Below are 24,577 nucleotides of genomic sequence, written 5' to 3' on the forward strand. Positions count from 1 at the left end.
AGGGCCATGCGGACCAAGCACACGTTTCGTCTGCCCCCGGACATAGCCGTTCAGCTTGCTGACTATGCCAGTCGCAAGCGAGTGGCTCAGGCGCTTATTGTGGAGACGGCGCTATCCACGTTCTTGTCGCCAGACAATTCGGAGCGAATGGAGGCCGCGCTCAGCCGGCGTTTGGATCGGCTGACCCGCCAGCTCGAACGGCTCGAACGCCACGTAACGATTTCGAACGAAGCGCTAGCCCTGTTCGTCCGCTTCTGGCTCACGGCGACTCCGCCTTTGCCGGATACGGCGCAGCCAGCAGCCAAGGCGAAAGGACGCGAGCGCTATGATTCGTTTGTCGAAGCATTGGGCCGACGTCTGGCGAAGGGGCAGAGTCTGGCGAAGGAGGTTAGCTCGGATGTAGAGCCGCGCGGCGAAGGACCGGAGAATCCCAACCCGGCCTAAACCCGCCGATACATTCTTTCTACGCCTTCGTTGATCCCCATGGAACAATTTCTTGAGCTGCCCTCCAGCAGCATCAAACTTTCATTCCAGCTAGTACTCGCGTGCCTCTCGGTCGCCTCAAGTCTGAAAGATGCCGATGTCAGTGTGAGGAGCAACCATCCGAACAATGCATCGATGGGCTTGAATCGGTCGTAGCGTCAAGTTGTACATCACTACCAACGGCATATCGGCGAAGCATAGGCAGATGAAACGGCCCTCTCTCACTACCGTATTATGTTCCATTTTCGGTTTGCTCGGGCTGAATGGGATTGCGCTGGCCGACTCAACGCGGCGCTACGATTGCACCATAGATGGAACCGATCGAGAGCCGATAGGCGATCGGAATGGGCACATCGTTGTCAGCCTTCAATACAACTGTCGCGTCGCCGATGGGCCGTTGAAGGACGCGGGAATTACGGGGCTGTCGGTCAGCGAGTGGGACAGTGAGAAAGGAAAGTACTTGGCTTCTCTTGACGTTCATCGCGCGCTCGGCGGATTTGCGGTTGGTCAGCTCATGGAGGGGATCGGCGCCTCTGTCATGGAGAACAACAGGGCTGCTGGCATCGCAGCTTCCGGCAAGACGGTGTTCAAGTTCGCATCCGGCTCGTTGGCGGCTCTCTCAGGAAAGACCGTGAAATTCACGACCAAGCTCGTCGATTCTCGTCGATTCGAGATGGAGTTCACGGATTGGCCTGAAACTGCCCAACCGAAGTGACTCTGGGCCGCTGCATCCATCACCTCATTTTCGTCCTGATCGCTTGGCTCTCTAAAGCCGGTCGAGCCGCGTTGTCAGTCCAGTCATGGCGACTCGAACGTCCAACACTTTGATGACCTCGCGACAGGATTGTCCTATTCAGAAAGCGACCGATGACATCGAGCTGGGCTACCAGGTGCGCTTCTTGGGAACCTTGAGTGTGTTTCTCGAAAGCATCGCTGGTCTTATCGTGCCCAAGGATCATGCAATTGAATCCTTCGCGTGTTCGGCAGTAGCTGATCCGGCGATCCCATTCAGTCAGTTTAGACAGTTTGAGCGGTCGAGCCGGCACGCGGCTATCGCGTTCTGGCCCGCGGCAGTTCCCGCTAGATTGGAGATGGATTATGAGGCGCATTGACGAGCGCGGGAAGCTACCCATATCGGAGTTTGACGCCCATGAAGGTCGAGGCGCTGATGGTTCTCGCGCTGGATCGGCTTGTGCTTCTGGTGAAGAGGGCGGATCATTCGGTTCTATCGTGGAGCGGATGCGCGCTGAATCCCAGGATACAGACGCTTCATCATCCTCTCGCATCCCACACGGCGCCGCCGGCGGGTTTGCCGGTCCTCCCGTCGGCGCGCATCGACTCTTTGGGGCTGCGCTGCAGGGCGCAATTGGTGGGCGCCGTCGTCGTTTCCGCTCCTTGCCGGAATCGGGCTCGCTGCATTCTGATGGGGATCTGCGCCGCGATGGTCTAGATGCTGAAAGCTCGCAAACAGGTTCGCTCCCGTCGCGCAGGGGGGGCGGACCAGAAGGGGGATGCGTCCACGATGCGCCGACGCAGACTGTCCAGAGCTCAGGCTTGCAGCGACCTAATAGACCTTACAGTGGTGGACCAAGTCCGGACGCAGGCTCCTTGCGTTCGGCTGGTGAGGAGCCCTGGCGCGTTGATCGAGCGGCTGAAAGCTCGGACGCGGGCACACTGCCGCTGGATACGCAATCCGCATCGGAGCGGAGTGGCCGACCAGGAAGGTTGCGCGTCTCCGATATACCTGCGCTGCCATTCCAGCGTGAAGTTTCGGAACGACCCTATCGTACTGATGGTGGTGCGGCCAATCGGGAAACGAGCATGTCGCGTCCTGATGGCGGTCGGTGGCGTGCCCACCGAACGGCTGAGAGCTCGCAAAGAGGCGTGCTTCCGCCGAATACGCAATCCGTATCCGATCGGGGTGGCAGGCCAGCAAGGTGGCGCATCGACGATGTCCCCGCTCAGCCAATCGAACCTGAAAGCTCCGAACGAGCCTATCGAGCCTATAGTAAGACTGCCAATCGGGAACTTGACCTGTCGCGTTCGGATAGTGACCGGTGGCGCGCCGATCGAGCAGCCGAACGCTCGCACAGAGGCGGGCTGACACCGTACGGCCAATCCGTCTCTGACCTAAGTGATGGACTTGGAAGGCCACGTATCGACAATGCAGCCGTGCAGAACGTCCAAGGTGCAGTATCGCAAAGGCATTCTAGACGTTCAGATGAACTAAATGCCGCTTTAAGGGAAATCGCCAGCGCTCGCGACATCGGCAATTTCTCCCGTGCTGTGGTGCGGTACAACAAGCAGCTGCGGGGGCATGATCTTTCAGAGTTTCTGCAAGGCGCGGCCGACCGTTTCGATGCTCGATTTGTAGCGCAGTTAGAAGAGCAGTTGGAAGAAAATATCCGGTCGTCATGGGGATACGCCACGACGTGCAACGCGGTGAGCCGGGAAACCGGAGGTGAGGCCGGCACAAAAGCTTGCCGGGCCTTAGCGGTTCGGGTGTCGCAGCTTGACAAGACACGTATGAAGCAAATCCAGCCCGGCGCCCTTTCCCTCTTCGCATCATCGTTTGGTCGGCATTCCGGGGCAGCGGAATGCCGCGATGGAATCATCAGCATCGCCGAAGTTTGTCGCGATGAACGCTGGGCATTACAGGATCCGCAAAATCAAAGTCTGGCGTTGTTGGTCAACGGCTTCAGTAAATGGCCGGCAGAGGAGATCTGCGGCCAAGCCACAGCGGCGATCGCCCGAGAAATTTGCGGCTCCTCCCTGTCTGAACTTATTCCGCAGAACCTCGCAAACTTGGTGAACGGCTTCAGTAAGTGGCCGGAAAAGGAGGACTGCTCCCGAGCCGCAGGTTTGCTTGCTGGCGAACTCCACCGCCGCGCAGCTCGCAGTGACAGACTATTCGATTTTACTTCGCAGGGGCTAGCCAACCTGGTGAACGGGTTCGGTAAGTGGCCGGGAGACCGCTGCGGCCAGGCCATTGTCGCGATCGCCAAGGCGATCGTCGCGCGCGCCGACCAGCTCCGTGATTTTACTCCACAGGGGCTGGCCAACCTTGTGAATGGTTTCAGCAAGTGGCCGAAAGAGGGCTACGCCCGCCGAGCCACAGCCGTGATCGGCGACGAGGTGTTTCGCCGCGCCAAACACGACGGGCTCCGTGGTTCTGTCTCGCAGGACCTGGCGAATCTCGTGAACGGATTCAGCAAGTGGCCAAACGAGGCCGGATGCAGCAAGGCGACTTTCGAAATTGCCGCCGAACTCTGCCGCCGCGTCGCTCGCGACGCCTCGCTCTCTGATTTTTGTCCGCAACACCTGGCGAACCTGGTGAACGGCTTTAGCAAGTGGCCGGAGGAGGCGAATCCTGCTCGTGCTGCAGATTTCATCGGCGCCCTACTCTGTCGTCGCGCCACCCACGACGACGGGCTTGCCGGTTTTACTGCGCAGCACCTAGCGAACCTGGTGAACGGGTTCGTCAAATGGCCGAATGAGACGGGCTGCAACGAAGCTACAGTGGCAATCGCCGGCGAGATCCTTCGCGCCGACGTGAACCGGCTCTCGAGCCTTGCTCCGCAGCTCCTGGCCAACCTGGTCAACGGTTTTGGTAACAGGCCCGAAGAGGCAACCTGTCGTCGAGCCACGATCAAAATCGCGGGTGAGATCCTTTCCCGCGCGGCCCGTGACGGTCAGTTCCCTGCGTTTGCTCCGCAAGGGCTGGCAATCCTGGTAAACGGATTCAGCAAGTGGCCGGAACAGTGTCGCGATATTACAGTCGCGATCGCCAACGAGATTCTCGAGCGCCACGAAGAGCTTCCTGCTTTTGATCCACAGGGACTTTCGAATTTGGTCGACGGTTTCAGCAACTGGCCGAAAGAGGCGGGATGTCGCGACGTCACAGTCGCGATCGCCAACGAGATCACCGCACGCGACGAGGGGCTCTCTCATTTTGACCTGCAGGGACTGGCGAGCCTGGTACACGGATTCAGCAAGTGGCCGGAGGGCTCTGGCTTGGCCACAACCGCGATCGCCAAGGAGGTCATCGCACGCGCCGATCAGCTTCCTCATTTTACGCCACCGGAAGTGACGAGCCTGTTCAATGGGTTCAGCAAGTGGCCGGACGCGGAGGACTGTCTCAAAGCCGCAGACTTGATCGCGACCGAACTCTGCCGCCGCGCCGGCTCCGATGACAAGCTGCCTGATTTTACTCCGCAACATTTGGCACGCCTGACGAATGCTTTCGGCAAATGCCCACAGGAGAGAGAGCTGGGCTACCGCCAAGCCGCGGTCGCAATCGCCGATGCGCTCCTTGGCCGTACGAATGAACTCTCGGTACTTGGTCATTGGCACTTGGCGGCACTGGTGAATGGCTTCGGCAGGTGGCCGGAAGAAGGCACCTGTCTGCAAGCCACTGGTTTGATCGCAGCAGAACTCTGCCGACGCGCCGTCAGCGACGGCGGACTCCCTAGTTTTGCTCCGCAAGCACTGACGAAACTGTTAAATGGGTTCAGCAAGCGGCCACAAGAGGATGCCTGTCTGCAAGCTGCAGGTTTGATCGCCGCGGAACTTTGCCACCGCGCCGTCAGCGACGGCGGGCTTCCTGATTTTACCCCGCAGGACTTAGCGAACCTGGTGAACGGTTTCAGCAAGTGGCCGGAAGAGGCGGGCACGCGCCAAGCCATAGTTGCCACCGCAAGTGAGCTGGTCCGCCGCGGCGCCACCGAACTCCTTCATTTCAATGACCAGCAGTTGGCAATGCTGATGAATGGTTTCAGCAAATGGCCCACAGCGGAGGACTGCCTGCAATCTGCACGCTTGATCGCTGCCGAACTCTCCCGCCGCGCCGCGCGGCTTCCCGAGTTTACCGAGCAGGGGCTGGCGATCCTGGTGAACGGTTTCAGCAAGTGGCCGGAAGACGAGGCCTCTTGCCAGCGCACAATCGCGATCGCGGATGAGATCTGTCGCCGGGCCAACGCCAACCACCTCTCTGTTTTTACTAGTCAGGGATTGGCAAACCTAGTCAACGGCTTCAGCAAGTGGCCGGAGCGGCCGAGCATGCGCCTCGCGACAATCGCGATCGCCGATGAAGTTGATCGCCGCGCCACCGATCAACTCTCTGATTTTACCCAGCAGGAGCTGGCGAACCTGGTGAGCGGTTTCAGCAAGTGGCCGGTGGACACGTGCCGAGCCACAATCGCGATCGCCAGTGAAGTTCTTCGGCGCCAACCGTCTGATTTTGCGCGCCAGGAGCTGGCGAGCTTGGTGAACGGTTTCAGCAAGTGGCCGGAAGAGGAGGCCGTTCTTCGGGGCACCATCGCGATCGCCAGTGAAGTCCTTCGGCGCCAACCGTCTGATTTTGCGCCCCAGGAGCTGGCGAGCTTGGTGAACGGTTTCAGCAAGTGGCCGGAAGTGGCGTCCTGTCGCCAAGGCACAATCGCAATCGCGAATGAGGTCCGTGGTCGGGCTGACCGCCTCTCTGTCTTTACCAGCCAGGGATTGGCAAACCTTGTGAACGGATTCAGCAAGTGGCCGGCGGAGACGCGCCAAGCCACAATCGCGATCGCCGGTGAAATCTTCCGCCGTGGCGATCAGCTCTCTGCCTTTACTCAACAGGAGCTTGCGAATCTGATGAACGGTTTCAGCAAGTGGCCGGAAGAGAAGAGCACTCGTCAAGCTACGTTTGCGATCGCAGGTGAGGTCTGTAACCGCGCCGATCAACTCTCTAATTTTAGTGGCCGGCATCTGGCTAACTTGGCGACAGGGTTTAGCAAGTGGCCGGAGGACGACCATGCGCGACAAGCCACAGTCGCGATCGCCCGCGACGTCCGTGACGGCGACCGGCTCTCTCACTTGAACAGCCAGGAGCTAGCGAGCCTGGTGAACGGCTTCAGCAAGTGGCCGGAAGATGCAGACACGCGCCAAACCATAGACTTGATCGCGGGTGAGGTCTGTCGCCGCCAACTTTCCGATCTCACGCCGCAGCAGTTGGCAAGCCTGGTGAACGGCTTCAGCAAGTGCCTGGAAGAAACGGCGTGCCACCGGGCTGTCGTGGACATCGCGCGCGGACTCGGCCGGGGAAGTCAACGATTCGGTGCTTTCACGACGCCTCAGATCAGCATGGTCGCCAATGCCCTGGGGCGAAGTGTCACGAGGGGGGAGGACGAGGGAGAGATCATAGAGACCGCTCTGCTAAAGGATCGCTTACACCAGTTGGCCCATCACTTAGTCTATGCCAATGATCGGCTGGAGCACAGCGACGTTCCGAGCATCGCCATCATTTTCAAGGCCTTGGCGAAGGCCCAGCTGTTTGAGGACCTTGGTTTACTCGCGCCGACCGGGTTAGATCGGCTCAACCAATTGCAGCGTCTCCCTGGTTTTGTCGACGAGAATAATCTCGAAACCATGGGCAGTCTCTGTGTCGCTCTGTTGCCGTTGGCGCGCAGCCCACACCTGCGCTGGCACCGCAGACAGGCGCTCTACTTGCTGAACGACGTCCAACCCGTCGTGGAGCAAAAGATCGAAGCACATTTCAACGCGAGCAAGGCCAAGCAAACCCGTGGACCATTCTCGAGTCGCGCTCCCGCCCTTTCGATCTATCAGGTGCTCAAGGCTCGCGCGGTCTTGGCGAACCTGTTCAAGCGACCGGATGTCGAGGGCAAGAAGCCCGACTTGCAGATGAGGCAGCAAGAGCTGAAGCGCGGGACCAGGAAGATCCTCGCCAGCGCGCGCGACCTCATCCAAGGCGATCTTTCCAACATGAGCTGGAACCTGATCGCGCAGATCGAGGCGGAGGGACCGGTCGATACGCTGGACGCCTTTATGGCACAGGATGCGGCGAGGATTCAGGCGCAACATCCTGCCTCCGTCTTCGACATGCATGAGGTGTTGCGAGCCATGGACCACGATCCCAGCCCGCCACAGGGTGAGGCTGGCCTGACGAAGCTGCCGGTGGTCGATATGCAGGGGCGGCGAGTGGCTACGGAGCCCGAGACACGCTATTCCATTTTCCATCGCCTGACCTCGGGGAAGGTGCCGGTGGTCGCGGTGCAGCTGCCGGGAAAGCCGAGCGCTTTCATGCTCGCGCGTACGCTCACCGTTGATGGTGTACCTTACCGCATGGATCTGTTCGGCGGCAGCAAGTTAAAGGCACCAAAACGGACCGTGATGGAAACCGCGGCCCGTGCTCCAGGCGAACCGGCAGCAGTGTCTTCGGGTGGGAAGTTGCTGGCCATTCCCTATGCCGAAACCGCTCCGGGCACGTCATTCGAGAAGCTAGCGCGCGCCTGGGCGCCGTTCAAAGAGGCCTATTGGTACACTCAGCGCAGGGGGTTTGCGGCGCCGCCGGCAATCAAGGATCTCGGTCCTCACGACTACGCGCTGGAGGGCGCCTTTAAGCTGTTGCTGGCGCCGGACCGCCCCGCAAACGAGGCGCATCCCTTCAAACTGACTGGGCCAGAAGGCCCGATTGCGCTGCGACCGCATGACGGCTGTGGTTTCATCAAGGCATCGCTGGCCGAGCGTATGCTAGCCGTTCGCCGGGCGGGCCTGCAGGAAGGCCCCGATCGGATGCCGGCCTTTGGTGAGGGAAGAAGATCGTCCGTGCCTGCCTCGGCGCTGCAACATTATCCGCGCAGTCAACGGGTGGCGAACGAGGCGCGCGAGAAGACCAAGACCTGGCTTGAGAGCCGAGGAGGGGAAAGCCTGATAGGCGAGCAACTGTTTCGCACGGTGACGGCGGGCCACATCGATGCTCCCGGTGCGGTTGCGGTCCCGTCCAGTGATGATTGCCTTCATGTGCCGAAGCGCAAGAGCGAGACGCTGACGGGAACGGGGGGCGTGCTGATCGGGCGATCTCCCTATGATAACCCCAACCTGCGCCCGCTCGCCGCCGAACGAGTCAAGTCGGCAGCTGTTGGGGATGCGACTGCGGCATTCCTCGATAGATGCGTGGCCATGCAATACAGTTTCAGTGTCGCCCAGAAGTCGCGGGAGGAACTGGCGGTCGACGATCCGAGCTTTTTTGCCAAAGGCATTCTGATCGTGGTGCCGGATGAGATGTGGCCGGCCAGTTACGCGGACCATGAGCTTGTGATGTCGTCCGAGGACGTTAAGTGTCATTCGAGCTGGACCGAGCGCAAGGACCGCGCAAAAGCTGACACGTCAGTCGACTGCGTCGGCATCTTGCAGGCGACCGAGATGTTCGCTCCGGGGTCGTTGGTTGCCGTCCCGACTGGCGAGCAGAAAAAGCTGGACGGCGACTTCGACGGGGATACCGTCGTCATCATCGGCGACCGGCCGCAGCTTTATGAGCATGTTCGCCAGTTCGATGAAAAGGAGCAGGCTCGCGGAGTTCGCTCGCTCAAGCCGCCAAAGTCGCATACCCCAGCGATCGAGGGCAACAATTACCAATTCAGTCGTGCCAGCCAGATCCTCGCGGCGACGCGGGATGCTTTGGAAATTTTCAGTGGCCTGCAGCGGAGCTTTCTGGCGCAGTCCCATCAAGCACGACGCTGGTTTGCCGAACGCGCCGTGTTTGGAACTTACGAGGGCGTTCACCACGAGCTACGGCGCGACATCCGCCAGCTATTGAACCAGGAACAGGTGGGTGGCCAGGATATCGAGGACACGCTGGACAGAGCGAGGCTCGACATCAAGGTTGCATACCATCCGGTCGCCCAAGAAATTGCCGAATTGCTCGTCACCGACCTCGAGGCGTGGGCAGCAAGCACGGATGAGCAGGTGCTGCCCGAAACAGTCGCAAGCGTGAGCGACACCAAGCTGTCGGTGAGCCCAGCGGTTTCAGAGCTTTTCCCAAATCTGGCGGAGGCCTATCCGGCAGCTACTCACCCACGCGACCGTATCCGGGTCCTGCTCGACAACTATCCTGCGCGCATCGATCCGCGCCCGGATGGGTACATTGCGGACGACCTCGTGCAAAGCGCAAGCAACCTCCTGAGCCTCGGCATCAAGGTCGGAACAGACGCCTTCAAATCCGATACTGGCGTCCAGATTTTCATGAAGAAAAGCCAAGGACTTCAGCGGCTCCTGCAACAGACGCCGGGTCTGAAGTCTGTGCCCTACGTCAAGAGCATGGCAGCGACCCTCAATCATGGAAGGTTCAATGTCGACACGACCGTAGAGGATCTGAAGGACAATCCCACATTGGCGGCTTCGATCATGGAGGCCTCGATCAGCCTCGCTGCAGAGAAGGGGCTTCTGCCTAGCCCCTTTGGCCGGCAGCCTTCCGAGGATTCCGCCGTCACGGTGATGCTGACCCGCGAGCAGGCTTTACAGCACGCCCAAATTGAGGTTGCCCGCGCCGCAGCTGAAGAGAAGCAGATCACTGCGGTGGCACTGCAAATTGCCGAGAACCTCCGGCAAACGGACATCCAGGTGAATATGCCCCATCACCAGAGTCGGCTCAGAACGGAAAGCTCTCTCAGGGACCAGCTCATGGAAATGAATGACGCCTCCCAAGGCGCCTCACAGCTGGTCAACGACGCCGTACGTCATATCTTCGAAATCCCCGACAAGGATTTTGCAAGCGCTTTCCGGAAAGTCATGCTGGCGTTTGAAGAGAAAGGCTACGGCGAAATCAGCACTACCAACTGGTTCAGGACGAACGATCCGACCTTTGTTGGCATCAAGTCTGTGTTCGCCACGCCGGATGGCTACCGCTTCGCGGCGGAGTTCCATACGCCAGGCAGCTACAAGGCGAAAATTGCCAATCACGACAGGTATAAGGAGCTCCAGCGCCGCAAGAGAAGCGATGCACCGGATCTTCGCAGGATCGAGGATGTGACGCAGCGCGTGCGCGATGTCTGCAAAGAAGTTGCGATTCCGGACGGTGTCAAAAACATCCCCCACTGGGGAATTGAAGGGCGGAGGGCAGCTGGCGTCGGCGCGGCTTTTGGGTTGCGATCAGGGGAACAGTCAAGGACGACCGACCGATCTCCGATTGAAAAGGAGGTTGTCGAAGCTCTCGACGTGCGTCCCATCGTGCTCGTCGGCATGCCCGGTTCCGGCAAATCCACCGTCGGCCCATATCTTGCGCGACGACTGGGACTGCCCTTCATCGATTCCGACAAAAAAATCGAGACGATGACAGGCATGTCAATTCCAGATATTTTTGCGACCAAGGGCGAGCAGCATTTCAGGGACCTCGAGGCGAGGTTGATCGCACAGTTTCTTGAGCGAGGGCCGATGGTGTTCGCAACCGGCGGCGGCGCGTTCATGCGTGAAGAGACGCGGCGCTGCATCGGCGAGAAGGCGGTCTCGATGTGGCTCAATACTGACGAAGGCGAGATCAGGAAACGCCTCAGTCGTGACACCACCCGCCCGTTGTTGCAAACCGCGAACCGGGAGGACAGGATCACACAGCTGATCCGCGAGCGCGCGCCATTTTATCAACTTGCCGATCTTACGATCGTCCCCCGCCAAAAGCGTGAGAACAAGAAGGCGGATGAATGTGTTGCCGCGTTGCATGCCCACCTTTGCGGCGAGGGGGAGGCAGGCCGGACGCCGACCAATATCATGGAGGCGACGCTGTGACCTTGCCGACCACGCACAAGCCTTCCATGGTCGTTGATGTCGCGCTGAGCGAGCGTGCCGATGAGTGCGGGGCGACTGAGCGCTTCGCAAACCGAAAAGCATGAGTGTCAGCCGATGCTCTATGTCATGAATGTTCCTCGCCCGTGTGGCTACCGTTGAAATCACCAGGGCGGAATATGATGCAGGTTAAGCCCGCAAGAGCGGTCATCAACGAGCTGATCGCCGTCGACTAAGAACTACGGCGCGGTAATGGAAAGCTATGTCGTACTTGAGGAGACCATCCACAATCCCGGCGTCAGGCCGCTCGCGTTTGAGACACGCGGGTACGAGGAGATGGCCGGCCCCGCCGAGCCTGGTTAGTAGCCGCCGCGCATCTAACCTGCTCTCATCAACTCGTTTCTATCACGATGCGTTGGCGCAACAACGCGACGCGACTGCTCGACGAAAGCCCGCAATCCAGCCGCTCATTGACTTGAAGCGGGACAGTCCACACCATCCGATGCCTTGTCGTCAAACGCAGACGAACGACGCGCAACACATAGCCCCGGCCATTCGTGGTCTCACATTGTGGCATAACGCGACCTCCAAAAGGCTGCGACATCAGAGCCGTGGTGAACCCAAACACAACGGCCGATCTTAGCACGTCCCGGTTGATGATCCCTCGACACCCGTCAGCTTCTCGAAAGCCAATCTTCGTAGCATTCGAACCTCGTCGTTAGGTGTCGATGCCGCTTATGACTGAGCCGGTCACCAATCAGGAGTACCCGCCGGGCGGATCGGCAAGAGGCTTTGTTTTCATAAGAGCACGGAGAGTATTATGGATTCCAATCGGATCAACGGTGCGATCTTGCCAGGGTCCCAAATGGGGTACCTCTGGACACAGGAGGATCATAATCTATTTAGCCAGGCTGTGAATGAAGCCCGGTCATCGTCTGCCGCGTCTGTATCGACAAAGGCTCCGATTTGGAGTTCGAGCGCTCAATACGGGCACTTCTCACGCGATGGTTACTCCTGGAACAACGATGTATGGGGCGCGGGCGCTGGGCCTCAATCGATTTCGGTGCGTGATATCAACCAGTGGGGCGTGTGGTCGAATCAGCCCAATACTCATGGCATCAAGAGCTATCCGCACGAGGCTATCAATATCGGGAAACCGCTCAGTTCAATAGACACTCTTAGCTCGAGTTTCAATCAGAGTGTTCCTACGAGCGGCGCTTGGGACGTCGCCTACGACATCTGGGACAGCTCAAACCAGCAGGAGATAATGCTCTGGACAAACTACACCGGGAATTCGGACGGTAGCGGCAACGTAAAGCCCATTTCGTATCATTATGCCCCTTCCGGGGCGGCGATTCCGGTCTACCGCAATATCGATGCAGGCGGGGCGACTTGGAACGTGTTTGAAGGCTTCAATGGTCACAAGGTCATCTCACTCCTGCGCACTTCGAAGACCAATAGCGGGACCGTGGACATCAAGAATATCCTGCAGTGGATCAAATCGACGGGCTACTTCGGCGACATAAACGTCGGCAGCGTCCAATACGGGGTCGAGATCACCTCGTCTCCAGGGGGAATGAACTTCAATTTCAACGACTGGACCGTCACCTCAAAGTGAGGATTGCAGGCCGCCGGCGGCACGACGGTGCGGAAGATCCAGGGCCACCGGCGGAGCCTGCCCATGCTCAGCGTGCGGAAAGTCCGTGGGCATGCCGAATGCATGCGCCTTCGGCCAGCCTCTGGACCAGTTCGAGGTGCAAGTGCAGGGTCAAAATCTTTCGCAATCGACAAGTCGTGACCAATTGTCTAACGAATTTGAACCACAGCGGCTGACATGCGCGAGCAGGAGGCTAGCCGAGCCGACCCGGCAAGAGATAGCAAGCGACCAGTGCCATTGTTCGGACAGGCCATGATGCACCAGTCGCAGATCAGCACGCCGACGCCATTGGTTTGGCGGATTCACACATCCGGCAAAGCAGAAAACCGTCCCTTCCATTCATGCGATCAACAATTTCGCCAAAGATTGGCCCTTGGAAGAGATCTTCATATCTGTCGCAGAGAAGATTGCCTAAGACGTGGCGTCGCTCAAGATCCATGCAGCAGAGAGTGACGTCGCCATTTGGGAGAAGAAGATTGCGAGACTGCCGTTCGTCTGCACATGACAGTGCTCCGGCAATTGGCGGTTGTGTCTCGGTGTTGTGAGGATCGCCCTTTATATCTCTGTCGCTCATCGGACGCGAGCGAATCAGCGCTTTCTCCGGGATTATCTCGACAAGATCTGGATGAACCTCCCCCACCACTGTGAATAGCATCGATGAAATGTCTGCGTCGATCAGTTGGCGCATCAGATCGACATACTTGCTCCTGACAAGGCGGCTATTCATGTACGTGCCGTCATCAAAAACATGAACTAAGAAAACTCGGAAACGCAGCGCTTGCAGTCGTTGTAGATCCCTTCCGTTCATTCCTGTAAGTGTCGTCGAGATCCGGATGCCATGGCCTAATGCGTAGGCATGCTCAACCATGTCGGTGCAAGCCGGATTTAGCCAGGGCTCGGAGTATCCGGAAAAGCTGATGTCGACAGCTGCCGGTACGCGGGCCAAGCATCTCTTGAAATCTTCGAGACGAAGATGCTTTGCATGAGACACGGCTCGTTGCCGAACGGCGAGCTTGTCCTGCGGACAATAGGTGCATCCGACGACGCAGCCTGTGGTCGTCGTTACTTCCAAGACCCTGCCGTCAAGGGGTACAGAACGCGAGTCATCTAAATTCATCGGGTGTGAATTACTCATTTTCAGGTCTTCCCAGTTCCCCGGAACAAAAGCGCCTTCCAAGGGAGGATCGCCGACTCGCGTCCTCATCATAGCTTACGCAAAGATGATGGCGCGATCGCGTCGGTCGCACGCGCGAGCCCCCACTCTGTCGTGATCACAGCGCTAGACGGCACATCCTGTTCGAGGATACTTAGCTCGCCCGCGTGAGGATGCGACAATGGCGCCGCCGACGTAGCCGCGACCACCAGCGCGATGTTTTCGTATGTCTGGATGACAAAAGTGACACAGCCGTGACCCAAACCGCGGCCGCATGGAGGCTGTTGACGCGCCTGGAGCCAAAGTGACGGCGGGATTGCGTCGATGAGGCATCATCGAGATGATCCAATATCACCGTACGTACGATTCAAGCTGTCTCGAAGAGGAAGCGCTCGATCGAACCGCACCTTGGTCGGCTCGAAAACGATCAACTGACCCGGCGAGCCTCTTCACATCTGCTTGACTGCAGCCTGAGCAGGGTGTGCAGAACGCGACGACCTACAGGTGCCAGATCTCATGAAGCAATCTTTCAGGGCGCCGCAATATACACTCGGTCCTGCAACGTCAGGTACTGCGCCGAATTTTGTGGTTTCCACGAGCTCGCTCGCAAAAAAAAGCAGTTCGGGCGGTCCAAATCGGCAGCACTAGCGCAGTGCTTTGAAGCAACGCGGCGGCGCGATCGCCTGACTGCCTACTGCCGGACGCAAAGCCCGAGGGATCGCCTTCGAGGGGGCGGCCGATCACCGCGGGCTACGCGCCCCCTAGAAAATATCCCGTTCCATCATCAGTGGCTCATCCGCGCGATCCAGCCAAGCCGTCGATCCGAGGCATTCGGTGGACAGCGACGAATTTCTGCAAGTACTTGGAGGTATGTCGTCCGGCTGGGTGCCGCGACCCGATGCGGGTTTATCTCCGGCGCCATCGCGGCCCTGCTCCGTGCTTTCCCAACCTCAGATGCTGGAGCTCGAAAAGCCTTCACTCGCCGGAACCAAGCAAAATCTTCCGCTCCGGAGAAAGCTGCCGCCAGGCGAGTTGCCTCCTAAATTGGGGTGCTGCGCCAGCACGCCGCATGCTTTCGATCCAAACGACCCCAGTACGTCTTCTCCAGCGAGGCCGAGCACCTCCCTGTTTCAATACAGGACGGCCGAATTGCGTGATGCAAATGTGAATGGGATCTGCGTTGGGCTGGTTGCGGAGTGGCTCGCCAATCTCAACCGCAGTCCGTCATCCCGAATGAATGCGCTAACACCCGGATCGCAAATGCACCATTCGGCGGCTGCGCGGCAGCAGCAGTATCAAAATCGCAAAGATCAGCTGCGAAGCGAGGGAGCAGGAGCTTCTGAGGCAGACCTTGATGCACAAAACACGATATTGCGTGAAGCAGGCTTGGCACCCTCCGGACGAGAGAAGGTATACAGGTTCGGCGAGCCTTCGAGCGTCTCGCGCATGCTGGGGAAAATCAGCGAGGACGGATCGACATATTTGCTTAGTTTGTATTTCGTCGAAGGTGGTGCGCACACAGTTGCGACCTCAACGTCGGATGGAAGAATCACGCTCTTCGATCCGAACTTTGGAGAATTTACCGTTCAATCATCGCAAGGGGATGAGTTGTTTCAAAGCCTCTCCAATCGTTACAGGAACCCCAACGGGCAGCATTTGTCGACAGTCACCACGCAAAAGATGTACTGAGCGATACAGATATTTCCAGGACGAACGCGCAAGCTCGCGGGTCCAGCACGGGTGCGTCCCGCTTTCTTGCGCAGCTGACTATGCGCGTCAGATCGGGCTGGCCTGCGAATATGAGCCGAGCAGCATCATCGTTGTGACGCGGCTTCGCGTTGGGACGTATCGGCAAATGCGCGATCGTGTTGTTGGAAATCGGGCGCTACCGGCGAGATGCGTACCGGCCGCCTCCGCTCAGTTGACGGTGAAGCCGTGGCTGAGCTGATGACGAACGCACTCGCTCACCCATAGCCTTTAGAAGCTCGACTGATACTTCTTTGTCGAGAAGCTGAGTGGCGCAGTCAGATATATCTGCTGGCTACGCCGTACAGGCCTTGTCCCGAAACGATTCAGAACCAATGGAGACGGCGCTGGATTGCGGTTGCAGCGACTGAGGCGGCTGAATGGCTCGAGCCCACGGTCTATCCAGCGAGCCGTGGATGCTGCTCGCGCAGTTTCGGTCTGTCCTACATGGCGCGACGAGCTCCGGGGGAGGCCGGCGGGCGCAAAGAGGCAGCTTTTATGCTTGAGTCCGCGGCGGGCGCAGAGTGCGCCGAGGCCAACTAGGGCGAAAGTCCGCGCTTTACTTCCTCGATATCGGCTTTTCTTTCGCCACAGATGCCGCTTTCAGAGGCCTCGAACAGCAGTGGGACTGTCCTCCTGTTCCCCAAACCACAGCTGGCCAATTGCCATCATGTGTGAGCGCGCTCGCATTGCGCTCAGTCCGATTTCATCCGAACCTTACGTGATGGGCGTGATTTTGCATCGATTTACTCGAGCATGCCATTTGTACTGTCGCGCAAGGAGAAGAAGCCAATGGCAAGCTCACCCTCGCGCCTTGGGTGCCGGTACATAGAAGCGTGACACCAGGTGCTTTGGCTGCGCATCGAGTTGCGGCGCGCGTTCCTGTGCCGCGGCTTGCCAAGCGACGACTTCGCGGTGGTGACGTAGCTCATGCGGAGGTTCTCGACGCCGTGCATCGAACGAAGCGGGGGGGGCGCCTCCGTCCCCGAAATGGTAGATGCCAATCCGCATGTTGCCAGCGCAACTGGCGCTTCAGGCAACGTTCTGAAACGACGGGGTCGCAGGTACCTGGCTCGGAACACCTGCGGCTTGCATGGGCCCGGTCTCAAGGCGCGCCTTCAGATCGTCCAAATAGTTCTCGGCATAGGATTGCGCCTCCGAGACCGTCAGGTCGAGCCCCTTCGTCGAAGCCTCTTCCAGAACCTTCTTTGCGAGGCCTTCGCGGAGCGCCAATTTGACCTCGGGCCCACCGACACAGCCAATGGCCTGCGCGGCAAGATTGAGGCCAGCTTCTTCCAGCGCCTGCTTCATATTGCCCCCGCTAATCGCCGTGTGCAGAAGGTTCGCAGCTTGGGACTCAAGCTCGAGCCCCATCGAAATGACGTCGGTCAATTCGCCCAGACCCGGAATGAAGCCAAGCACGCCTACCGCCGTGGCAGTCCAGTCAAGCACCTTCGAGCCTACTTTGGCTACGTCATCGAGCGCATGCATGAGGGCCCCGCCGTTCTTCTTGGCGGACTTGATATCGGGCTGGTCGGCTACACCCATCATCATGTCCGCTACGGCCGACTGCTCGGCAGCGGTTTTCGGAACGTGGGTTTTCGTCTGCTGAACGGTGTGATTCGCAGCCGACATGTTGCTGTAGAAGTGCGTGAAATCGTTGTTACTGATGTTGCCGGAATCGACCGTGTGTCCGCCGCCGAGGTCGAAGAACTTGTTATGGGTCTTGTATCCTGTAATTGAATTGTTGAGCAAACCGAACAACACGGGATCAGAGAGCAACTGCGACGCCGCCTGCCGTATCTTTGGGTCAAGACCCTCATCATAGACCATGCTCGCCAACTTGCCCCGGGTGAGCACGCCTCCCCCAAAGAAAGCGCCTTGATTATCGTTGATCGTGCCGAGCGTACTTATCTCCGCTTTCGTGAGATTCATCGACGACGAGGCGATTTGCAGGAAATCTTCCTTGTGGACCTTGTCGATCGCACCACCGTACAACTGCTTCCAAGCGTCCGGATGGTCGAGGAAGTATTGAGCCGCCGCGACCACCTGGGGCGGACACTTGCCGGTTTTGGCGCCGCCGTCGACGATCCCCTTGAAATCGTCCAGGCTCAAATTCTTGGGCAAGTTGTCGGAATACTTGTAGAGCTCGCGCAATGCATCATTCAAGGTCATGACCGATGGCTGTCCATTCCCGGTGCCGTCGGATGGAATATAGTTCTGCTCGTAGCTGTGCGCCTGCTGCTCCTGGAATTTAGCAACCTGCGAGTGGCTGGCGGAGAACTCTGACAGATCGTTGGCCTTGATCTTGCCGCCGCAGCGGCCGTCGCCTTGTGAGCCAATCGCGTAGAAGAGCTCTGGATCGCGCTGCAGTCCGTCGATCGCCTCCTTCAGATCCGGTGGCGTCGACGGATCGTTGACCTTGTCTGCCAGCGAATCCCAGCTGAGTGGGCATTGGTCCTTGTGCCGGTTCAACACTGCCACAATCTGCAACTCTGCATTGGTCAGCGTGCCGCCGTTCCACGTGATCCTCGAGCTTGGCACCGGAGCGCTCGGAAGATCTGGTGGTGGAGCAGGTGCAGCCGTCGCCGACGCGTCGACGGAAGAGGATTCGACCGGGGAGGAATCGCTCGAGGAAGAAAAAAGCGGATCCTTCTCCATCGCTTCGATCGCCACCTTTACATTCGCTGGCAGCTGGTCCCGCGTATCCTGCGACATCTTTAGCTCTGGCTGCAGCGGATCGGGGGGCGAGGAGGGAGCATCGAATTTCTCATCCCGCGAGCAGACGGACATCATTGCCTCGAACGTCGAAGCGTCGCCTGGCCGAATCTGCGCGGATGGCCCCAACGCTGACGAAGCGCCCCTAACAAGCCCAAACTGAGCTGGATCTGTACCGGCGGGTCGCGAAAAGTTATTGAGCTGCATTGAGTTCATTTCCCTTGCGGTCAATAGGTGGCATCGGCGATCGGAAGATTGTCGCTTGTTAGAGTGGCGAGCTTTCGAAAAGCTGACGAGTTGCAGAAGGGGGCGGTTAGCAAATCGCGGTCGTCTTAATTTGTCCACTGAGGGGCGTCCGCAGCTCATGAATGTCATCTTCGGCTCAGCGCATGCGCAGGCACGACGCTGTCCTGATGGGATTGGAAGAGTAGGCCCTTCATGTCGTCCATCGTGAATGGATATCGTCGAAAAGCAACGAAACAACATCACTATCGATTCCGCGGTGGCATTTCCGGCAGCGCGAGGTTTTGCCTCTGCCTCGCCGTCACACGATCGAGCGTCCGATCCGGGAGGGCGATGAGGTGTGGTGGGCCAGCGCCGTTATCTGGCGCTGTCGGAGATGTTGTAGAGTTTAGTTCGCGGTCGAGAAACTCGCGCGGTGGCAGCCGTCGGCATGTACCGCGTACCCGCCCTCTCAACCCCGGCGGTGACATTGACTGATATTGAGGCTGTCGCCGGAAATCGTCCTCCGACTCGTCAGCTTCTCGACAGCTACTCCCGTTAGCGTAAGCAACGTGGATCGCTCGCGGTGATGCCACCTTTCTGATGGAACTTAACTGAGAGGCACCAGATGGCCGGCGCAATCGAAACCGTGGTTCATACCAATTCTGATAGTGACAGCGCGCAGTCTGCAGCTGATCGTCAAAAGTTAGAAGCGGCTTTTGGCTCGGTTCTTTGCATGGCCGCGATGCAGTCGATGGATCGAAACATCACAAACTTTCGCGAAGCTGCGGCTGAAATAGAAGAGGATACCTGACGCCGGATTCTTCGACGTCAGGGGAGTGTCGCCATTCGTGGCGGCAAATTCAAGCAGAAGGTGAAACGATATGCCGAAAACAGCTGGTCCCAGCTCTTCTGGTGGTAGCCACGACTACGACGATAGCAAGGTTGATAAAAAGCCCGCGGGTTCCGGTGGTGGTACCACGGTGTCTACCACCGCATCAGGGGCTGGGTCTGTGGTTGATCAGGTTGGTGGTGCGGCGACCTTCGAGGCGCTCATCGCGCAGTTGAAAACTGTTAACCAGGAGGCCATGGCGCAGGACATACGGTTGCGCGCGTTGTCGACTGAGCTCTCGTCTGAGAGGAAGGCGGCCAGCGAGCGCGTCAACGGCTAGTGCTGAAAGGCGGGGCGAATCCTCGCTCCACGTTTCCCATCGTGGCGTGAGCAGTGCGGCCAAGGAATGAGTCGTGCTGCAGTCGCCCTGCCTTGCTCCTCTTGGTTTGGGGGATTGTCAGTGAATGAGGCCGCCTCCTTCCATTTCGAGGTGCTATCGGGGCTTTATGCCGGGCTAAGCGGGAAGGCGGCTGTCGGAGCGAGTCTTATCGGGCGTGGCCTCGATGCAGATATGGTCTTCGTCGAACAAGGGCTCGAGCCACATCACCTTCGTGTCACTCCCGTTGGCAATTCAATCGAGATTGAGGCTCTTGCAGCCGTAAGCATCCCAGAGGGCGAAAGGGATATTGCCCCAGGTGAACGGGTTGTTGTTTCTCTTCCCGCCGTCGTTCGCGCGGGCGCGATGTCTATTCGCTGGTCGATGCAAAACGCAGTTGAGGCTCGTTCGATCAGCCTATCGCGTGCTTCGATCTCAGTGCTCTCCGTCGTTCTGCTCAGCTTTCTTGGTGTAGGCAGTCTCTCGGCCTTTTTCTTCAAAGCCGGAGGAAGTGCACCGAGCGCCGTTGCGCGGCCTGCCGCCAAGCTTGCACCCAAGCTGGACATCAACCGGCGTGATGATCGGCGAGCTCAAGCCGCAGCCGAAGTGCTTAAACAGGACATTGATAAGGCCGGCCTGCTCGATATCAGGGTTGGTTCTGGGCCTGGTTTTGTTAGCGCCGAGGGAACGATCGCGCCTGCAACGGTTGCGAAATGGCGAGAGCTCCAGCAACGGTTCGATGGTCATACAAACGGCGTGGTGACGCTGGTGAACGGAGTGGTGGTCAAGGAGGAGAAGCAGCCGACGTCAATCGCCGTCGAAGCTGTTTGGCGCGGATCTCAGCCTTATCTGCTGATCGGTGGGCAGAAGTATTTCGTCGGCGCACTCTTGGCCGACGGATGGACGGTCAGCCAAATCGAGGAGGGGCGCGTGTTGCTAAGCCGCAATGGCCGTTTTGCTGCCATCCCCTATTAGACTTTCCGGCCCGAAGGAAGATAAGGAAGCGTCATGTCAAAGCTGTCCCACTACGATGTCGGGCCTGGCGCTGCTTCGCAGCGACTCAACGAGGACCATCATGCACCGGCCATCGAGCCGGCCATTCGCCAACCCAATAAGGTTGAGGTCGACGGTGCCCGTGAAAGTGGTGAGAGGGAGCGGGCGTCGATCTGGCGCGAGATAAGCGCGTCGCATATGCCGTTGGATGCTGCGATCGAAGCCGCATCGGAGGCCAAAGGCATTAATGCAGTCGGGCGTGTCAGTCTCAACGAGATGCGCGCTCGCATTTATGGGATAGAGCCATCCGCTGTGGTGGCATCGCTCGACGGGCGCGATTTCGCGCACGATCTGCTCTCCTTCGTCACGCCAAAGCTACGCCATCCGGACATGCTGCGGGCAGATCGGTACGGCATTCTTCTCGAACGTCTCGCCCATAAGCTGGCGGCCGCGCCTGCGGATTCGGCGGCGCGCGAAGGTATCGTCGTTCTACAGCAGGGACTGCAGTGGCTAGCGCTGCTCCGGCAGAACCGAAACAGCTTAATCGAAGCCTAGCAATGTCCAACTCCGATGGAGCGCAACGGACGGCAGACGTTTCCAAATCCGATAACGTCTCGCTGAGTTCCGGGCAGGAGCGCGATTTACTCTGTGTACTTTCCTATCTGCATCTCGCGTGTGGGCAGAGCGCACAATGCGTGGCTCTCTTGCGGCTTATCGTCCGCAACAACTCTCAAGATGTCGATCTGCTGCGGATTTTCGCCTACGCCCTCATCTCGGAAGGCCTCGGCGACGAGGCATTGCCAATCCTGGATAGACTGGACACACTTGATGACGGACCTTCTTCGTGCATCTCTTTGATGCTGTTGCGTAGCCATGCCCTGCGGCGGGCCGGCCTCTTAGACGAGGCGCGCGTGGCTTTTAAAAACTACGTTTCGTTGCGCGACCGCACTGGCCCTATCAACCAGCGATCGGAAGGTCCCCATGGCCAACATCCTGCGTAACATCATTGCGCGGGCCTCGGCCAGCTCCGATTTGATGGTTGCGTTAATGCTGCTTCTGACGGTCAGCATGATGATCATGCCGATCCCGATAGTGGCGATCGATACACTTATCGGCTTCAATATGGGCTTCGCCATACTGCTGCTGATGGTTGCCCTCTATATTAGCACTCCGCTTGATTTCTCGTCCTTGCCGGGCGTCATTCTGATTTCGACGGTATTCCGTCTGGCACTCACCATCTCAACGACGCGGCTGATCTTGGCTGAAGGGGATGCCGGCAGCATCATTCACACCTTCGGTGAGTTCGTAATATCGGGAAATATCGTCGTCGGAATTGTCATTTTTTTAGTCGTGACCATGGTGCAGTTCATCGTCGTCGCCAAGGGCGCTGAGCGCGTGGCGGAGGTGGCGGCGCGCTTCACGCTCGATGCTCTGCCAGGCAAGCAGATGGGAATCGATGCGGAGTTGCGCAATGGCCATATCGATCAGAACGAAGCCCGCAGCCGGCGCGCTACACTGGAAAAAGAAAGCCAGCTTTATGGGGCCATGGATGGCGCCATGAAATTCGTGAAGGGCGATGCCATCGCAGGATTGGTGGTTATCTGCATCAACATGCTGGGCGGGATGACGATCGGCCTGCTTTCCAAGGGCATGTCTTTCGAGGCGGCGCTGCAACAATATACTCTGCTGACGATAGGTGATGCGTTAATTTCACAGATTCCCTCGCTGCTGCTCTCAATTACAGCTGGGACGATCATCACTCGTGTAAATGGGGTTGCAAGGCTCAATCTTGGTACCGACATCGTTAACCAACTCACGGCCAATCCGCACGCGTTGCGGCTGTCAGCCTGCGTCTTGGTTGTAATGGGGGCCATTCCGGGATTCCCGCTCCCTGTCTTTCTCGTGTTGGCCGCAGTCTTTGCGGCAGCAAGTTTTGCCGACAGTGTGGTCCAAAGCGGCAAGAAAAGCGCTGATGTTTCTCGCCCCCCTCCCGAACAGTCTAGCAAGCAAACCGTGCCTGCCGGGGCGCTTCCCGTCGCGTTGTTCCTTGCGCCCAGTCTGACACGGGCGCTCGACAAAGAGGAATTGCAACAGCACATTGCACGCGTTTCGGGACTTGTCTCAGCTGATCTGGGCATCACGATTCCGCGCATCCCCATCGAGGTGGACGAGCGCTTGCCAGAGCTGCAATTCAGGGTGGATGTCGAGGGCGTGCCGGTCGATCAGGATCTCATCGATCCAACGCAGCTCGCACTCCACGACGATCCAGCCAACATTGAATTGAGCGGCATCCCGTTTCGGCTTGACCCGGAGACAGACCAAATCTGGATTGAACAGAGCAATGCACCGGCCCTCAAAGCAGCGGGCATCGGGCATCACCGTCCTGTTGAAATTCTGGCCTTGCGCGTCCATTCTGCGTTGGCCCGCTATGCACAGTGCTTGGTTGGCATCCAGGAGACGCGCCAATTGCTGGCGCGGATGGAAACGGAATATTCCGATCTGGTGAAGGAGGTATTACGTACGACGCCGATTCCTAAGGTAGCCGACGTCTTGCGGCGCCTCCTGGAGGAGGGTATTCCGATTCGGAACACGCGACTGGTCTTGGAAGCACTTGCCGAATGGGGAGGACGTGAACAGAACGGCGTCTTGCTCACGGAATATGTTCGCTCCGCTCTGAGACGGCAGATCTGCCACCGGTATGCCAACGCTCACCGTGTCGTGCCGGTCTTTATCATCGAACGTCAAACAGAGGATATCGTGCGTAGCGGGGTGCGCGACACTGCCAAAGGACCCTACCTGGTTTTGACGGACGGGCAAAGCGAAGTGCTGCTGTCAAAAATGCGTCAGATCCAGTCGAACCTGGTTCGGGAGCAGATCCAGCCGGTTATCCTCACTTCGATGGATGTACGACGCTTTGTCCGAGGTTTCCTCACCCGCAATGGGATCGATCTTGCTGTTCTATCCTATCAGGACCTGGCCTCGGATTTCACGGTCCAGCCTGTTGGATCCATCACACTCGCAGCTGCAAAGGGCAAGGCTCCGTCGGAGGAACTTGAAAACGTGCTCGTTGCAGCCGATTCACAAGCGCAGCAGAGGACCGTATGAATTCACGTCAAAAAGCAGTGCGGCGGCGCTTGGTTTCATTTTGCAAGCTCTCGTGCTCGGCTCTCTTTGCCATTCTAGGACTCTGCGGCTGCGCTAACTGGAACACTCCCGCTCTTCAAATGCAGGAGACGCCGTCCCCCAATTTGCTTGGCGCCAAAGATATCGATCCAGCTATGCGCGAACGCATTGAATGCGCGATCGGGCGGAATGCGGACCAGGAGCTTTGTGCGACGCGCTGAGGCAGAAAAGGGCGGAAGATCAATGCAGCAGATCGGGCCTTGCGCGTCGATGCGAGAGCGCCTCGCACTGAGGTGCTCGTCAACGTCGACCCGGACCTACGACCTGTACGCGCTGAAGACAAATGCGTTATCCTCAACAACGTGGCCCGCTTTGTGAGCCGCAACCGCATTGCGAATAATCGCGTTAGCGCGAGGGATCCCAATCTCGCGTGACTAAATCACGGTGTTCGCAGTGCTTGGTGCGAACGACGTATGGCGAATGATATCGTGCAACGACTGTTACCTAAGGCAGGATGCGTTCGCGAAAGCCTTAGGGTGTTGGCCAAGGCCCAGTTGGTTGACGCTACGCGCAGGCAAGCCTCCTCGTGGATCGGAGAAAAGAGCTAGAACCAGGGCCGTAAGGCTCCACGCATGCAAAGGTGTCGAGCAACGCTTATTCGACCAATGGCGTACCCGGGACATGCGCCAATGTTTTTCGATCGTAAGGCTACGAGCCGTTTCA

At 58.5% G+C, this 24,577-nt stretch carries 15 protein-coding genes; 12 read left to right on the forward strand and 3 right to left on the reverse strand.

Features of this window, described 5'->3' with window-relative positions; all coding sequences use genetic code 11:
* The first annotated feature begins 6 nt into the window (after positions 1–6).
* From ACKWRH_RS05880 to ACKWRH_RS05900, 5 genes are all read left to right on the forward strand, one after another.
* Entirely contained in the window at positions 7–444 is a 438-nt protein-coding gene (locus ACKWRH_RS05880; protein ID WP_445219691.1) for a CopG family transcriptional regulator, read from the forward strand.
* Positions 445–688: 244 nt separating this feature from the next.
* Positions 689–1,198, forward strand: a complete 510-nt coding sequence (locus tag ACKWRH_RS05885; RefSeq protein WP_445219692.1) for a hypothetical protein — start codon at positions 689–691, stop codon at positions 1,196–1,198.
* 435 nt (positions 1,199–1,633) lie between these two features.
* Positions 1,634–1,933: a hypothetical protein gene (locus ACKWRH_RS05890; protein WP_445219693.1), complete on the forward strand. Its 300-nt coding sequence runs from the start codon at positions 1,634–1,636 to the stop codon at positions 1,931–1,933.
* Positions 1,934–2,655: 722 nt separating this feature from the next.
* Positions 2,656–11,037: a shikimate kinase gene (locus ACKWRH_RS05895; RefSeq protein ID WP_445219694.1), complete on the forward strand. Its 8,382-nt coding sequence runs from the start codon at positions 2,656–2,658 to the stop codon at positions 11,035–11,037.
* Positions 11,038–11,854: 817 nt separating this feature from the next.
* Positions 11,855–12,652, forward strand: coding sequence for a glycosyl hydrolase (locus tag ACKWRH_RS05900; protein WP_445219695.1), 798 nt, complete (start codon positions 11,855–11,857; stop codon positions 12,650–12,652).
* Between the two features lie 310 nt (positions 12,653–12,962).
* Here ACKWRH_RS05900 and ACKWRH_RS05905 read toward each other — a convergent pair whose 3' ends face one another.
* On the reverse strand, positions 12,963–13,868 hold the full coding sequence (locus ACKWRH_RS05905) for an SPASM domain-containing protein (protein ID WP_445219696.1): 906 nt from the start codon (positions 13,866–13,868) through the stop codon (positions 12,963–12,965).
* 810 nt (positions 13,869–14,678) lie between these two features.
* Between ACKWRH_RS05905 and ACKWRH_RS05910 the strand changes: the two genes are divergently transcribed.
* Positions 14,679–15,533, forward strand: coding sequence for a YopT-type cysteine protease domain-containing protein (locus tag ACKWRH_RS05910; RefSeq protein WP_445219697.1), 855 nt, complete (start codon positions 14,679–14,681; stop codon positions 15,531–15,533).
* Positions 15,534–16,336: 803 nt separating this feature from the next.
* Here ACKWRH_RS05910 and ACKWRH_RS05915 read toward each other — a convergent pair.
* Together ACKWRH_RS05915 and ACKWRH_RS05920 are read right to left on the reverse strand one after the other, a co-directional pair.
* Positions 16,337–16,522 carry a hypothetical protein gene (locus ACKWRH_RS05915; RefSeq protein WP_445219698.1) on the reverse strand — a complete coding sequence of 62 codons (186 nt, stop codon included), beginning with the start codon at positions 16,520–16,522 and terminating at the stop codon, positions 16,337–16,339.
* A gap of 100 nt (positions 16,523–16,622) precedes the next feature.
* Positions 16,623–18,515, reverse strand: coding sequence for an HrpF/NolX family T3SS translocon protein (locus tag ACKWRH_RS05920; protein WP_445219699.1), 1,893 nt, complete (start codon positions 18,513–18,515; stop codon positions 16,623–16,625).
* A gap of 643 nt (positions 18,516–19,158) precedes the next feature.
* On the opposite strand from ACKWRH_RS05920, the gene ACKWRH_RS05925 reads away from it, so the two are divergent.
* The 6 genes from ACKWRH_RS05925 (at position 19,159) to sctV (ending at position 23,836) form a co-directional block, all read left to right on the forward strand.
* A complete protein-coding gene (locus tag ACKWRH_RS05925) occupies positions 19,159–19,344 on the forward strand; it encodes a hypothetical protein (protein WP_445219700.1) in 186 nt (61 codons plus the stop codon).
* A gap of 70 nt (positions 19,345–19,414) precedes the next feature.
* Positions 19,415–19,702, forward strand: coding sequence for a hypothetical protein (locus tag ACKWRH_RS05930; protein ID WP_445219701.1), 288 nt, complete (start codon positions 19,415–19,417; stop codon positions 19,700–19,702).
* A gap of 120 nt (positions 19,703–19,822) precedes the next feature.
* Positions 19,823–20,713, forward strand: a complete 891-nt coding sequence (locus ACKWRH_RS05935) for a SctD/MshK family protein (protein WP_445219702.1) — start codon at positions 19,823–19,825, stop codon at positions 20,711–20,713.
* Between the two features lie 33 nt (positions 20,714–20,746).
* A complete protein-coding gene (locus ACKWRH_RS05940; RefSeq protein ID WP_445219703.1) occupies positions 20,747–21,286 on the forward strand; it encodes a hypothetical protein in 540 nt (179 codons plus the stop codon).
* 2 nt (positions 21,287–21,288) lie between these two features.
* Positions 21,289–21,732 carry a tetratricopeptide repeat protein gene (locus ACKWRH_RS05945; RefSeq protein ID WP_445219704.1) on the forward strand — a complete coding sequence of 148 codons (444 nt, stop codon included), beginning with the start codon at positions 21,289–21,291 and terminating at the stop codon, positions 21,730–21,732.
* Complete coding sequence (gene sctV / locus ACKWRH_RS05950) at positions 21,713–23,836, forward strand: type III secretion system export apparatus subunit SctV (RefSeq protein ID WP_445219705.1); 2,124 nt, start codon at positions 21,713–21,715, stop codon at positions 23,834–23,836. Before ACKWRH_RS05945 ends, sctV begins: the two co-directional genes overlap by 20 nt.
* The last annotated feature ends 741 nt before the right edge of the window (positions 23,837–24,577 follow it).

Source organism: Bradyrhizobium sp. Pa8 (genome assembly GCF_052588265.1).